This window comes from Rugamonas rivuli (assembly GCF_009380165.1).
Classification (GTDB): Bacteria; Pseudomonadota; Gammaproteobacteria; order Burkholderiales; family Burkholderiaceae_D; genus Rugamonas; species Rugamonas rivuli.
Genome location: NZ_WHUF01000001.1, coordinates 569,422 through 582,630, shown reverse-complemented (window position 1 = coordinate 582,630; position 13,209 = coordinate 569,422). Strand labels below are relative to the sequence as shown.

The following is a 13,209-nucleotide window of genomic DNA, read 5'->3' as shown; positions in this document are numbered from 1 at the left end:
CGTTACTTCAGGCTGATGGTGGTGTTGACTTGCCCGACCGACGCCGCGTCCGCGAACCAGCGTTGGGTGATGGTCTGGGTCTGGGTGTAGAACAGCACCACCTGCTTGCCGTACGGCCCCAGGTCGCCCAGCTTGGAGCCGCGCGAACCGGTAAAGCTGAACAGCGGCACCGGCACCGGAATCGGCACGTTGATGCCGACCTGGCCGACGTCGATGTCTTCCTGGAACTTGCGCGCCGCTGCGCCACTTTGCGTGAACAGCGCGGTGCCGTTGCCGTTGGGGTTGGCGTTGACCAGGTCGATGGCCTCGTCCAGCGTATCGGCCTCGACCACGATCAGCACCGGGCCGAAGATCTCCTGATCGTACACGGCCATGCCTGGCTTGACGCCGGACAGGATGGTCGGTGCGATGAAGTTGCCTTTCGGGTAGCCGTCAACCTGGACGTTGCGGCCGTCCAGCGCCAGCGTGGCGCCCTGCTCCAGTCCTTTGGCGACCAGCGCCAGCACGCGCTCCTTGGCGGCGCAGGAGATGACGGGACCGAGATCCGGATTGTCCTTGCCGGCGCCGACCGACAGCGCGGCGGCTTTTTCCACCAGCTCCGGCAGCCATGCGCGGGCCTCGCCCACCAGCACGGCGACCGAGGCCGCCATGCAGCGCTGGCCGGCGGCGCCGAAGCCTGCGCCGAGCAGCTGGTTCAGGGTTTGTTCCTTGTTGGCGTCCGGCAGCACGACGGCGTGGTTCTTGGCGCCCATCATGCACTGGGCGCGCTTGCCGGCCAGCGTAGCGCGCTGGTACACATGCTTGCCCACATGGCTGGAGCCGACGAAGGAAACGGCGCGGATATCGGGATGGTCGCACAGGGCGTTGACCACGTCCTCGCCGCCATGCACCACGTTGAGCACGCCGGCCGGGATGCCGGCTTCCAGCGCCAGCTTCACCAGCTTGACCGTCACCAGCGGATCCTGCTCCGACGGTTTCAGCACGAAGGTGTTGCCGCAGGCGATGGCCATCGGGAACATCCACAGCGGGATCATGGCCGGGAAGTTGAACGGGGTGATGCCGGCGCACACGCCCAGCGGTTGCAGCACGCTGTAGGTGTCGACGCCGCCGGCCACGTTCTGCGCGAACTCGCCCATTTGCAGGCTGCCGATGTTGGCGGCGTGTTCGACCACCTCCAGGCCACGGAAGACATCGCCTTCAGCGTCCAGCAGGGTCTTGCCCTGTTCGGCGGTAAGCGTGGCGGCCAGGTCGGCCATGTTTTCGCGGATCAGCTGCTGGTACTTGAGGAAGATGCGGGCGCGCGCGCCGATCGGCGTCTTGCGCCAGGTTTTGAAGGCGCGCTGGCCGGACGAGACGGCTTGGGCGACTTCCTCGGCGGTGGCGAATGGCACCCGCGCAAGCACTTCCTGGGTGGCCGGGTTGACGACGTCGCGCCAGACGGTGGTGCGGGATTCGACCCATTCGCCATTGATCAGCAGGGGTACGGTAGGAACAGCTTGTGTCATCGTCGGTCTCCTCGTGGTTTATCGAAAGCTTGCTTTATTTGCTAATTATTTGCATTATTCGCTTATTAAAAACCTGCGTAAAGACGTAAAAATGCGAGGAATTGCGAAGTCTTTGCCGAAAAATTGCGAAGGTTGCGAAGATGTCTAAGGTATTCATGGGCGTGCGCTTGCAACGCCTGCGGGAGGAGCGCAAGCTGACCCAGGCCGCGCTGGCCAAGATGCTCGATATCTCGCCGAGCTATCTGAACCAGATCGAACGCAACCAGCGGCCGTTGACCGTATCCATCCTGTTGCGGGTGGGCGCGGTGCTGGGCGTCGATCCGCAGATTTTCTCGGAGCATGACAGCGCCGGACTGGTGGCGGACTTGCGCGACGCCTTCAGCGAACTGCCGGACGCCGATACCTCGCTGGCGGAGCTGAAGACGCTGGTGGAGAATATGCCGGGCGTGGCCCGCGCCGTGGTGCAGTTGCAGAGCCGCTACCGCATGGCCGCCGAGCGGGCGGCGGCGCTGGAATCGCAGTTTGACGACGGCAATCGCGGCATCAGTGTGGCCCCGCCCTCGATCGACGAGGAAGTGCGCGACTATCTGAACCAGCGTCAAAACTATATCGATGAACTGGACCAGGCTGCGGAGCTGATCGTCGACGCCAGCGCGGCCGCCTTGCAGCAAAGGCTGGCGGAGCGGCATGGCGTGACAGTGCTGGCCTCGCACCAGTCTGGCCCTTCGCTGGAACGACGCCGCTACGACGCCGTCCAAAAACTGCTGTGGCTGCCCGATACGATCAGCGAAAGCCAGCGGGCGTTTCAAATGGCGGCGCAGTTGGGGCTGCTTGAACTGCCGGGTGTGATCGAGTCGCTGGTGCAGGCCGCGTCCTTTTCCAGCGACGCCACGCGCGACGGCGCACGGCTGGCCCTGTCCAACTATTTTGCCGGGGCGGTGCGCCTGCCCTACCGGCGCTTTCTACAGGCGGCCGAGGCCTGCGCCTACGATATCGAGCTGCTGGCCGGACAGTTTGGCGTGGGTTTCGAGGCGGTTTGCCATCGGCTCAGCACAATGCAGCGGCCGGGTTTTGCCGGCTTGCCGGTGTTCTTCGTGCGCGTGGACCGGGCCGGGAATATCTCCAAGCGGCAGTCGGCGGCGGCTTTCCACTTCTCCCGCGCGGGCGGCACTTGTCCGCTGTGGGTGGTGTACGAGGCGTTCAGCCTGCCTGGTCAGGTGCTGCGCCAGGTCGCCCGCATGCCCGACGGCAGCACGCATCTGTGGATCGCGCGCCAGGTCAGCAGCGGCCCGGCCGGATTTATGGCGCCGGGCAAGTCATTCGCCATCGCCCTGGGTTGCGATATCAGCCAGGCGCATCGCATGGTCTACGCCAAGGGCCTGGACCTGGCCAATCCCGATGTCGCCACGCCGATCGGCAACGGATGTAAGGTTTGCGAGCGCAATGACTGCCCGCAACGCGCTTTTCCCTCCATTTTGCGACAGAAAGCTGCTATCTCCCGTCTAACGTAGCAAATGGACATTGCCTCGCGGTACAATCCTGTATGCAACTAGGATTTCCCCATGAGAAATACCCAGCCATCCACTGAGCTTCCACAGATGGCGCGCGCGGTGTCGGTGCGGCGGCTGTTCCGCCACGGTAATCGGCGCGAACAACTGACCATCACAGCCTTGTGGCTGGCGTCGCTGGCCGCCAGTATCGGGCTGGGGCTGGCTTCCGTGATCTACAAATGGTCCGGCCTGCCGCTGGAGCTGGGCGGGACCGAGCTCTACATCACCGTCTACCCACCGCTGGTGATCTGCCTGCTGTGGACGCTGACCTGCGGCTGGTGGTGGGGCGCGATTCCCGCCTATCTTGCGACCTTGACGCTGGCCCTGTACGGCGGCATGCCGTGGCCGTGGGCGCTGATGTTCAGCGCCGCCAACCCGCTCGGCTTCGCCGTCATGGGCCTGGGCTACCGCGCGATCGCCATCAGCCGCAATCTGACCAGTATCGGCGCGATGCTGTTTTACGTGCAGCTGTCGTTTGTGGCTTCCATCTTCAGCTCCAGCGGCGCGCTGGTCTGGTGCTATACCAACCGTATCGATTCGACCGCCCTGCTGCCGATCTGGCAAGGCTGGTGGCTGGGCGCCTTTCTGCAAAGCGTGTTTCTGTGTGCGCCGGTGATGGCCGTGCTGTGGCCGCGCCTGGAGCATTGGCAGCAGGCGCGGCCGCAATTGCTGGCCGATGCCGGCGCCGATCCGCGCGGTTCGGTGCTGCGGCTGCTGGGCTGCGTCGCCATCGGCGTGCTGGTCTACGGTTTCGTGACGCTGAAACTGGCTGACAATCTGCTGCAGGTGCAGGCGGCCGGCATTCCTGCGGCGTTGGCGCGCTCGCTGGAGGTGGCCCGAGATACGACCTGGGCTTTCTACTGGGTGTTTGCGCTGATCATCGTGTTCATCGCCGTCTTCGGCTACCACATGTTCATCCACTGGCAGACGCTGACCAACAAGCTGCTGAGCGACCTGCGCCATGCCAACCAGCGGCTGTACCTGCTGGCCGGCACCGACAGCCTGACCGGCCTGCACAACCGCCGCGTGGCGGACGAGCGCATCGCCTCCGAGTGGCAGCGCGCCCAGCGGCTGGGGCTGCAGGCGGCGCTGGTGATGATAGACATCGACCATTTCAAGCAGATCAACGATCGCCACGGCCATCCGACCGGCGACGAGGCGATCCGCATCCTGGCGTCGGAGATCCGCGCCCTGTCGCGCGAGATCGACAGCGCCTGCCGATATGGCGGCGAAGAGTTCCTCATCATCCTGCCACAGGCCGATGCCGAGGGCGCCTATACCTTTGCCGAACGGCTGCGCACCACCGTGGCGGCCATCCCCGTGCCGAGCGAGCATGGTGCCTTCCACTTCACGGTCAGCGTCGGCATCGCCTTGTTCGACGCGGAGGAAAGCAGCCATGACGCGTGGATAGAGCGCAGCGACAGCGCCCTCTACCAGGCCAAGCGCGAAGGCCGCAACCGGGTGGTGTCGCCGGCTGCTGTGGCCGCCTGAGTTTGGTTCCCCAGGAACTCAGCACTGTCCTACACCGACACCGCACGCGCACCTATACCTGTACCGCAACGCTCCAAGCATGATGAGTCCTGTCACCGCGTTACCGAATGCGGGACCTTACTCACCATCTGGAGACCACCATGAGCTACCTAGACCGCGATACGTATGGCATTTACAGCGACACCTCGGACAACAGCGGCCCCGGCCCCCGCCTGATGGGCGCCGACACGCTGATCGGCGAGGACGTCTACAACCACCAGGACGAAGACCTGGGCGACATCAAGGAAATCATGCTGGACATGCGCCATGGCCAGGTCGCCTATGCGGTGCTGTCCTTCGGCGGCTGGCTGGGCATGGGCGACAAGCTGTTCGCCGTGCCATGGCAGGCATTGCAGCTGGACACCGCCAACAAGCGCTTCCTGCTGGACGTCTCGAAGGACCACCTGAAAAATGCGCCAGGCTTCAACAAGGATAACTGGCCGGACATGGCCAGCACCGAGTTCAGCACCCAGATCCACGACTTCTATGGCACCCAGCAGAACGTGCCGGGCGCCCGCACCGCCAGCGGCAGCGTGATGGGCAGCAGCAGCGGCAGCCTGCAAAGCGATCCGGGCTACAGCGGCAGCAGCTCCAAACCCGGCAGCGGCAGCGGCAACCTGTAGCAACTGGCCCACAGAACGCGCACATTGGCTCGTCAAGGCATGCGATAGCAAACATGCCTGGCGGGCATCTCTGGTCTAATTGTTGCATTGACAGCAATTAGACCGACCATGCAAAAATCCCTCGCCATTCCCCTGCTCGCGCTGGCCCTGTGTGCCGGCAACTCCCTCGCGTTTGAACCGCTGCCGCCGGAAACCATGGACGATACCCGCGTCTTCAAGGTCGAAGTGCTGCAGGTGACGGATATCGAACCCTATCAGGAAGCCTATAACGGCTTCCTCAAATCGCTGCAAACAAGCGGCCTGGTGGCCGGCAAGAACCTGAGCATTAACCGCGTGGCGATCGATTTCGACGTCGAAAAAGGCGGCTTCTGGAGCAAGCTGGGCGTGCTGCTGCGCATCCGCCAGGAGACCGGCCGCATCGTCAACGCCAAGCCGGACCTGGTGCTGACCATCGGCACGCCGGCCACCAAGTACGCGCGCGGCATGCTGGCCGATGCGCATATTCCGCTGGTATTCACGGCGGTAGCCAATCCCGAGGATGCGGGCTGTGTGTCGCTGGTCGACGCCGGCGAAGGCGTGACTGGCTCCACCCTGTACACCGACATGTCGGACTCGCTGAAGCTGGTCAAGGATGTGTTTCCCAATGTGCGCCGCATCGGCATGGTGCACACCGACGACGAGAACGGCGTGGCCAACGTGGCGGCGGCGGCGCGCAACGGCAAGCCGCTCGGCCTGGATGTCAGCGCGCGGCTGGTGAACAAGACCGACCATATCGCGCCATCGCTGAAGGAACTGTATGGCGCCGGCCGCGGCGTCGAGATGTTCGCCGTGCCGCTGGACACCTACTACGGCCTGCACCGCTACGAGGCGGCCATCGACCTGGGCGAATTTGGCATCGAGAACAAGGTGCCGGTGGTGACGCTGGCGATGGTGCGCGTACCCGGTGCGGCGCTGTACGTGGGCGCGGACTTCACCCAGGTCGGCCGGCTGGCCGGCAACCAGGCCGCCAAGATCCTGCAGCGCCACACCAAGCCGGACGTGATGCCCATCCTGCGCCAGGAGACACCGACGGTGATGGTCGACCCGGCCCGCATGGCGGCGCTGAACGTGAGCCTGCCACCGGCCATGGCCGCCCGCAAGACCGAGACCAGCAGCGGCTTCTGGCAGATCGACCTGGCCAAATAAGCGCACCAAAACCGGGCATTTCGTCTGGCACGTTTCTTGATAGAAGTTAAACGTGTTCAACAGGGAATGTCCGACATGGCTAACTTCTTCAACGAAATGACCGCCGACGGCCTGGCCCACCATGCCAGCGCCGAGGTCCGCGAACACTACCGCGAGTTTTGCGGCTGGCTGCAGCGCCAGCCGGCCGAGACCATCGAGCGCAAGCGCGCCGAGGCCGACCTGACCTTCCGCCGGGTCGGCATCACCTTCGCCGTGTACGGCGACGATGCGGGCACCGAGCGCCTGATCCCCTTCGATACGATACCGCGCATCATTCCGGCGGCCGAGTGGAAGCAGCTGCAGGCCGGGCTGGTGCAGCGCGTCCGCGCGCTGAACATGTTCATCCACGATATCTATCACGACCAGAACATCATCAAGGCGGGCATCATCCCAGCCGAGCAGATCTACAGAAACGCGCAGTACCGGCCGGAGATGCAGGGCATCAAGGTGGTGTCGGATATCTATGCGCACATCGCCGGGGTCGACATCGTGCGCGCCGGCCAGGGCGAGTTCTACGTGCTGGAAGATAATCTGCGGGTGCCGTCCGGCGTTTCCTACATGCTTGAAGACCGCAAGATGATGATGCGGCTGTTCCCCGAACTGTTCGCCCGCAACAAGATCGCTCCGGTCGACCACTACCCCGATTTGTTGCTCGATAACCTGCGCTCGGTCGCGCCCATGGGCATCAACGACCCGACCGTGGTGGTGATGACGCCGGGCATGTACAACTCGGCCTACTTCGAGCACGCCTTCCTGGCGCAGCAGATGGGCGTGGAACTGGTCGAGGGCAAGGACTTGTTTGTCAGCGATAACACGGTGTTCATGCGGACCACGCGCGGCCCCAAGCGAGTGGATGTGATTTATCGCCGGCTGGACGACGATTTCCTCGATCCGCTGGCGTTCAGGTCGGATTCCTCGCTGGGTGTGCCTGGGCTGCTGTCGGTGTATCGCGCCGGCCGCGTCACGCTGGCCAACGCCATCGGCACCGGCGTGGCGGACGACAAGTCGATCTACCCTTTTGTGCCGGACATGATCAAGTTTTATCTGTGCGAGGAGCCGGTGCTGAACAATGTGCCGACCTATCAATGCCGCAAGAAAGAGGATCTGGCCTACACGCTGGCTCATCTGCCGGAGCTGGTGGTCAAGGAGGTGCATGGCGCGGGCGGCTACGGCATGCTGGTCGGGCCTGCTTCGAGCAAACAGCAGATCGAAGACTTCCGCCAGCGCCTGCTGGCCCGGCCGGACGGCTACATCGCCCAGCCGACGCTGGCGTTGTCGGCCTGCCCCACCTACGTCGAGAACGGCATCGCGCCGCGCCATATCGACCTGCGCCCGTTTGTGTTGTCGGGCAAGACCATCTCCATGGTGCCGGGCGGCTTGACCCGCGTGGCGCTACAGGAAGGTTCGCTGGTGGTGAACTCGTCGCAAGGCGGCGGCACCAAGGATACCTGGATTTTGGAACGCTAAGGAGACCCCATGTTAAGCCGCACCGCCGATCATCTGTTCTGGATGGCGCGCTACACCGAGCGCGCCGAAAACACTGCCCGCATGCTGGACGTCAATGTGCAAACGTCGATGCTGCCGCAGTCCGACGAGGAAAACCTGCAGGGCTGGCGGGCCATGCTCGGCATTTCCGAGCTGCAGTCCGCCTTCGACCGCAAGTACGATACGCTGGAAGCGCGTGCCGTCATCGATTTCATGGTGCGCGACCCGGACAATCCCTCCTCCATCGTGGCCTGCCTGACCGAGGCGCGCGAGAATGCCCGCGCGGTGCGCGGTACGCTGACCACGGAAGTGTGGGAAATCCAGAACCAGACCTGGCTGGACATGCAGAAGCGCTTGAACAGCGATCTGCTGGAAACCGATCCCAGCAAGTTCTTCGAGTGGGTCAAGTTCCGCTCCCACCTGTCGCGCGGCGTCACCGTGGGCACCATGTTGCGCGACGAGGCCGTGCATTTCATCCGGCTGGGCACCTTCCTGGAGCGGGCCGACAACACCGCCCGCATCCTGGATGTGAAGTTCCACGGCGGCAGCGCCGACAGCACCGGCGAGGCCATGACCCAGCGCGATTTTTATTACTGGGGTGCGTTGCTGCGTTCGGTATCCGGCTTCGAGATCTACCGCAAGGTGTACCGCGACGTCATCACCCCGGCGCGCATCGCCGAGCTGCTGATGCTGCGTGCCGACATGCCGCGCTCGCTGCTGGCCTGCATGGACGAGGTGGTGCAGAATCTGCGCGAAGTACGCAACGATGTATCCGCCGACACCGAGCGCTGCGCCGGCAAGCTGCACGCCGAACTTCAATTCGGCAAGATCGATGACATCCTCGCGGCCGGCCTGCACGACACCCTGACCGGCTTCCTGTCGGACATCTATCAACTGGGCAACCGCGTCAGCCGCGATTTCCTGGTGCCGCTGGCGGTTTGACGACACGAGGCCATGTTATGCAACTGACGATACGTCACGAAACCCGCTACACCTACAGTACGCCGCTGGCCTACACCATCCAGCAATTGCACCTGACACCGCGGGTGGAGGCGCAGCAGCATGTGCTGTCCTGGCATATCGCCATGCCCGGCCATGTGCATGGTTACACGGACGCCTACGGCAACCTGTCGCACATGATGACGATGAACCTGCCGCACCAGGGGCTGACCATCGTGGCCGGCGGCGTGGTCGAGACCAGCAGCCCGAAACAGGGCCGCATTCCCAACGGCGACAGCCTGTCGCCGCTGATCTACACGGTGTCCACGCGGCTGACGGAACAGACGCCCGGCATCCTGGAGCTGGCGGCATCCTGCCTGCCGGACGGCAAGGCGCAGACCAAGGACTTGATGTGCCTGGCGGAGCACATCTTTGGTGCGGTCCGGTATCAAAGCGGTGCGACCGCCGTCACCACTACGGCCAGCGACGCGCTGGCGCTTGGCGAGGGCGTGTGCCAGGATCATGCCCACCTGTTCCTGGCCTGCTGCCATGCGCATGGAATACCGGCGCGCTATGTGTCCGGCTACATCGACCCGGAAACCAGCGACCACGCGGCCAGCCACGCCTGGGTGGACGCCTGGGCCGAGGACCGCGATTACAGCGGCTGGGTCAGCATCGATGTGACCCATGCGCGCCTGATGACGGACGCGTATTGTCGCCTGGCCATCGGCCGCGACTACGACGCGGCGGCGCCGGTGCGCGGTGTGCGGCGCGGTGGCGGCATGGAGTCGATGAGCGTGGATGTGCAGATCGTGCCCCAATGAGGGGTGTACAATATTTATTCTTCTAATCAATAACTTGTAACGATGACCTATTGTGTGGGCATGCGCCTGGATGCCGGGCTGGTGTTTTTATCGGATTCGCGCACCAACGCCGGGGTGGACCAGGTGGGCACCTTCCGCAAGATGAGCGTGTTCGAGATTCCCGGCGAGCGCATGATGGTGATGATGACCGCCGGCAATCTGTCGATCTCGCAATCGATACGCCAGCTGGTGGCCGAACAGCAGAATGCCGACGGCCGCAGCATCTGGACCGCGCCCAGCATGCACGAGGCCGCCCGCATCCTGGGCGACGCCGTGCGCCAGGTGCACGAGCGCGAAGCCAAGGCGCTGGCCGAGTTCGGCATCGACTTCAATGTCAGCATCATTTTCGGCGGCCAGATCAAGGGCGAGCGCTGCCGCTTGTTCCAGATCTATTCGGCCGGCAATTTCATCGAATCGCACGATGAAAGCACGTATTTCCAGATCGGCGAGGCCAAATACGGCAAGCCCATCATTGACCGCGTGGTGACGCCCGCCACCAGCCTGGACGACGCCGCCAAGTGCGCGTTGATCTCCATGGATTCCACTTTGCGCTCCAACGTGTCGGTAGGATTGCCCCTGGATTTGCTGGTCTACGGTAACGAACAACTGGCCGTGACCCATTTCGTCACCATCGACGAACGCAACCAGTACTTCCAGATGATACGCAACACCTGGGGCCATCAATTGAAGAGCGTGTTTGAAGGACTGGACAAGCCGGTCTGGGATGCCGCGCCTGAAACCACCGGCAACGTGTTGCATTCAGCCGCCACCGGCAGCAAGCCAGTGCGCGTGGCGCCGCCGGCCGGCGTGGCGCTGCCGCCACCGTCCAGCACGCCGCTGCAGACACTGGCGCAGCAATTCCATGACGGACAGCAATAGCAGGCCGAGATACTGCATAATTGCAACACTCCAGCACGTAGCGCATGGCTGGAAAGAGTATGATAAATAAAAAAACCACCTTCATGGAGCGATGCATGTCTGACGCAACCCCGCCGGCATCCGAGGAGACTATCTTTTCGGTCGATACTTTGCTCAAGTACATGGGTAATGACGGCAAGGCGTTGACCATCGTCTCGAAGATCGTGCGCGACGCCTGCGCGCCCGGCATGACGCCGGTACAGCAAGCCGCCGCCGCGCTGCGCGAAGAGCGCTACACCGACGCCGGCAAGACGCTGCACAGCCTGCGCGGCTCGATCGGCACACTGGGCGCCAAGCGGCTGGTGGTGGCCTCGCTCAAGCTGGAGCAAGCCATCGCCGAGCGCCACCTGGATCAAATTCCCCCGCTGTTTGCCACGCTGGAATCCGAGTACCAGCTGGTATTGCAGTCAGCTGATGCCTGGCTGCAACGCAACGCCCCGCAAAGCGGACAAACAGCCCAGGCTTAGCACTGGCTCCATACCACTATCACCAGTGGTAACTGCACGGTTTTCTCTGCCGTTGGCGATTCCTGCGCCACACTCAACTATTTATCACGACGCAAAGATTGCGCTCAACTAAGTTCGGGCATATTGTTCAGTAAATATGAATTTTTGCTTGTGCTGCAATGCAACCAAGGACGCCGTGCCACGGCTTTCCGACGCCCCTTAACGAATGGTTACAATTGTTACCCTGATTATCGTCTTGCAATCCGGAGCCGCAAAAGCTTCGTGATAATATCCCCTCCGGATTGGCAAGCGACAGCAGACTAGCAAGGCCGTACCTAGTGTGCGCCATGTTTTTTTGCAATTTTGTAGAATAGAAAGAGGAAATTATTGCGTCAGAGCATCTTGCGCAATTGATAATTTGTCCCAGCGCAAGTATAATGGTGCAATGCGACGGAGCGCGGAACACGCGCCCGCCGGACTTGAAGTGCCGCAGCAGACGGCCTCAGGTTTTAGCCTTGGACAGAATTGTAGGAAGGCTTTCCTCGCCGACAGTGGTACTGCTTTAACCAAGGGTAACTAAAATATGGAATTATTCAACAAGTCTGGCGTGCTGGTATCGTCGGTACTGGTTCTGGTGGGCGCGCTGATCGCCTGTCAGGCGCAGGAAGACGCGGTACCCTCGCCGACCGTGATTGAAGCCATGGCGACGCAATTGGGGCCGCAAGGCCAGGCCGCCGCCGAGCGCCGGCTGCAGGAGTGGGCCGATCAGGGCTCGCCGGTGGCCCAGCGCGAACTGGCGCTGCGCTACCTGTCCAACCCGGCCAAACGTAACGAGGCCATGCAGCTGTTCGAACGCGCCGCCAATGCCGGCGATGCCCAGGCGGCCGTTGGACTGGTTGGCATGTACCACGGCAATACGGCGGCCGTGCAAGGCGGCGGCAACGCCACCATCAGTGCCAGCCGCGTGATCAAAGAAGCCGCCAACGTGAACTACATTCCGCGCTGAGCGACTTGCCTGCCCTGCCATAGAGCCGCAACACCACACGGGTGCTGCGGCTTTTTTATTTTCTTGCTGATTTATACTTTATAAAACATGAATGGGAGTCGTGTATGGACAGGTTGCGTGCGCTGGAAGTATTCGTCGAAGTGGTGCGCAGGGAAGGTTTCGCCCGCGCAGCCGATGCACTCGACACCTCGCCCGCCAATGTCACCCGCTACATCAGCGACCTGGAAGCGCATCTGCAAACCCGGTTGCTGAACCGCAGCTCGCGCAAGATGTCGCTGACCTCCAGCGGCGAGGCGCTGTTCGAGCGCGCCAAGTCCATCCTGGACGATGTGGCCGAGGCCGAAGCGATCGTTTCCTCGGCCACCATGCAGCCGCTGGGCGTGCTGCGCATCAACGCGCCGCTCAGTTTCGGCGTGCTGCACCTGGCGCCGCTGTGGGCCAAGTTCATGAAGAAGTATCCCGACGTGCAACTGGATGTGGCGCTGATCGACCGCGTGGTCGACATCGTCGAGGAAGGCTATGACATGGCGATCCGCATCTCGCGCGCCGGGTCGGCGTCCAACGTGGCGCGCAAGCTGGCCACCTCCCGCAACATCCTGTGCGCCGCGCCCTCCTACATCGCCGAGCACGGCATGCCGCTGCAGCCGTCCGACCTGTTGCGGCACCGCTGCATCGGCTACAGCTACGCAGCCACCGCCGACGAATGGCAGATGCTCGACGCCCAGAACCAGCCGCACGCGGTCAGGGTGGCGTGCGTCATGCACACCAACAATGGCGACACTGCGCGCAGCGCCGCCCTGGGCGGCCTGGGCGTGATCTGGCAACCCAGCTTCCTGGTCGGCGCCGACTTGCGCGCCGGCGACCTGGTGCAGGTGCTGCCCGATTTCCACATGCCCGATATCGATGTGCTGGCGGTCTACCCCAGCCGCCGCCACCTGAGCGCCAAGGTGCGGGTGATGATCGATTTCCTGGTCGAGGAATTCGCCGGCACGCCGCCATGGGACCGCGTTGACTGATTTTCAGCCATAAAAATCCCCGGTTCCGTTTGACGCGGATCATACGACCCGTCTGCGCCAGCGCAGATACTCGAATGTGCTGACCACACAGGAGGGAATGGGGC

12 protein-coding genes are annotated in these 13,209 nt (G+C 63.1%); 11 read left to right on the top strand and 1 reads right to left on the bottom strand.

The genetic code is table 11. The annotated features are described in order from the left end of the window. Positions 1-2 precede the first annotated feature (2 nt). On the bottom strand, positions 3-1,505 hold the full coding sequence (locus GEV01_RS02575) for a CoA-acylating methylmalonate-semialdehyde dehydrogenase (RefSeq protein ID WP_152801394.1): 1,503 nt from the start codon (positions 1,503-1,505) through the stop codon (positions 3-5). Between the two features lie 140 nt (positions 1,506-1,645). Here GEV01_RS02575 and GEV01_RS02570 point away from each other — a divergent pair, with 140 nt between their 5' ends. The 11 genes from GEV01_RS02570 to GEV01_RS02520 all read left to right on the top strand — a co-directional run bounded on the left by GEV01_RS02570 (position 1,646) and on the right by GEV01_RS02520 (position 13,105). Next, on the top strand, positions 1,646-3,016 hold the full coding sequence (locus GEV01_RS02570; protein ID WP_152801392.1) for a short-chain fatty acyl-CoA regulator family protein: 1,371 nt from the start codon (positions 1,646-1,648) through the stop codon (positions 3,014-3,016). A gap of 51 nt (positions 3,017-3,067) precedes the next feature. Next, the gene (locus GEV01_RS02565) at positions 3,068-4,546 is read left to right on the top strand and encodes a GGDEF domain-containing protein (protein ID WP_152801390.1); all 1,479 of its coding nucleotides are present in this window, start codon (positions 3,068-3,070) and stop codon (positions 4,544-4,546) included. Positions 4,547-4,686: 140 nt separating this feature from the next. Continuing rightward, positions 4,687-5,208, top strand: coding sequence for a PRC-barrel domain-containing protein (locus GEV01_RS02560; protein WP_070357253.1), 522 nt, complete (start codon positions 4,687-4,689; stop codon positions 5,206-5,208). Between the two features lie 108 nt (positions 5,209-5,316). Continuing rightward, positions 5,317-6,393, top strand: a complete 1,077-nt coding sequence (locus tag GEV01_RS02555) for an ABC transporter substrate-binding protein (RefSeq protein WP_152801388.1) — start codon at positions 5,317-5,319, stop codon at positions 6,391-6,393. Between the two features lie 75 nt (positions 6,394-6,468). Beyond that, positions 6,469-7,899 carry a circularly permuted type 2 ATP-grasp protein gene (locus GEV01_RS02550; RefSeq protein WP_152801386.1) on the top strand — a complete coding sequence of 477 codons (1,431 nt, stop codon included), beginning with the start codon at positions 6,469-6,471 and terminating at the stop codon, positions 7,897-7,899. A 9-nt stretch (positions 7,900-7,908) separates the two neighbouring features. Then, complete coding sequence (locus GEV01_RS02545; protein WP_152801384.1) at positions 7,909-8,859, top strand: alpha-E domain-containing protein; 951 nt, start codon at positions 7,909-7,911, stop codon at positions 8,857-8,859. 17 nt (positions 8,860-8,876) lie between these two features. Next, entirely contained in the window at positions 8,877-9,680 is an 804-nt protein-coding gene (locus GEV01_RS02540) for a transglutaminase family protein (RefSeq protein ID WP_152801382.1), read from the top strand. 42 nt (positions 9,681-9,722) lie between these two features. Beyond that, the gene (locus GEV01_RS02535; protein WP_152801380.1) at positions 9,723-10,598 is read left to right on the top strand and encodes a proteasome-type protease; all 876 of its coding nucleotides are present in this window, start codon (positions 9,723-9,725) and stop codon (positions 10,596-10,598) included. A gap of 95 nt (positions 10,599-10,693) precedes the next feature. Next, entirely contained in the window at positions 10,694-11,104 is a 411-nt protein-coding gene (locus GEV01_RS02530; RefSeq protein ID WP_152801378.1) for an Hpt domain-containing protein, read from the top strand. 562 nt (positions 11,105-11,666) lie between these two features. Beyond that, positions 11,667-12,089: a hypothetical protein gene (locus GEV01_RS02525; RefSeq protein WP_152801376.1), complete on the top strand. Its 423-nt coding sequence runs from the start codon at positions 11,667-11,669 to the stop codon at positions 12,087-12,089. A 104-nt stretch (positions 12,090-12,193) separates the two neighbouring features. Then, positions 12,194-13,105 carry a LysR family transcriptional regulator gene (locus GEV01_RS02520; RefSeq protein WP_152801374.1) on the top strand — a complete coding sequence of 304 codons (912 nt, stop codon included), beginning with the start codon at positions 12,194-12,196 and terminating at the stop codon, positions 13,103-13,105. The last annotated feature ends 104 nt before the right edge of the window (positions 13,106-13,209 follow it).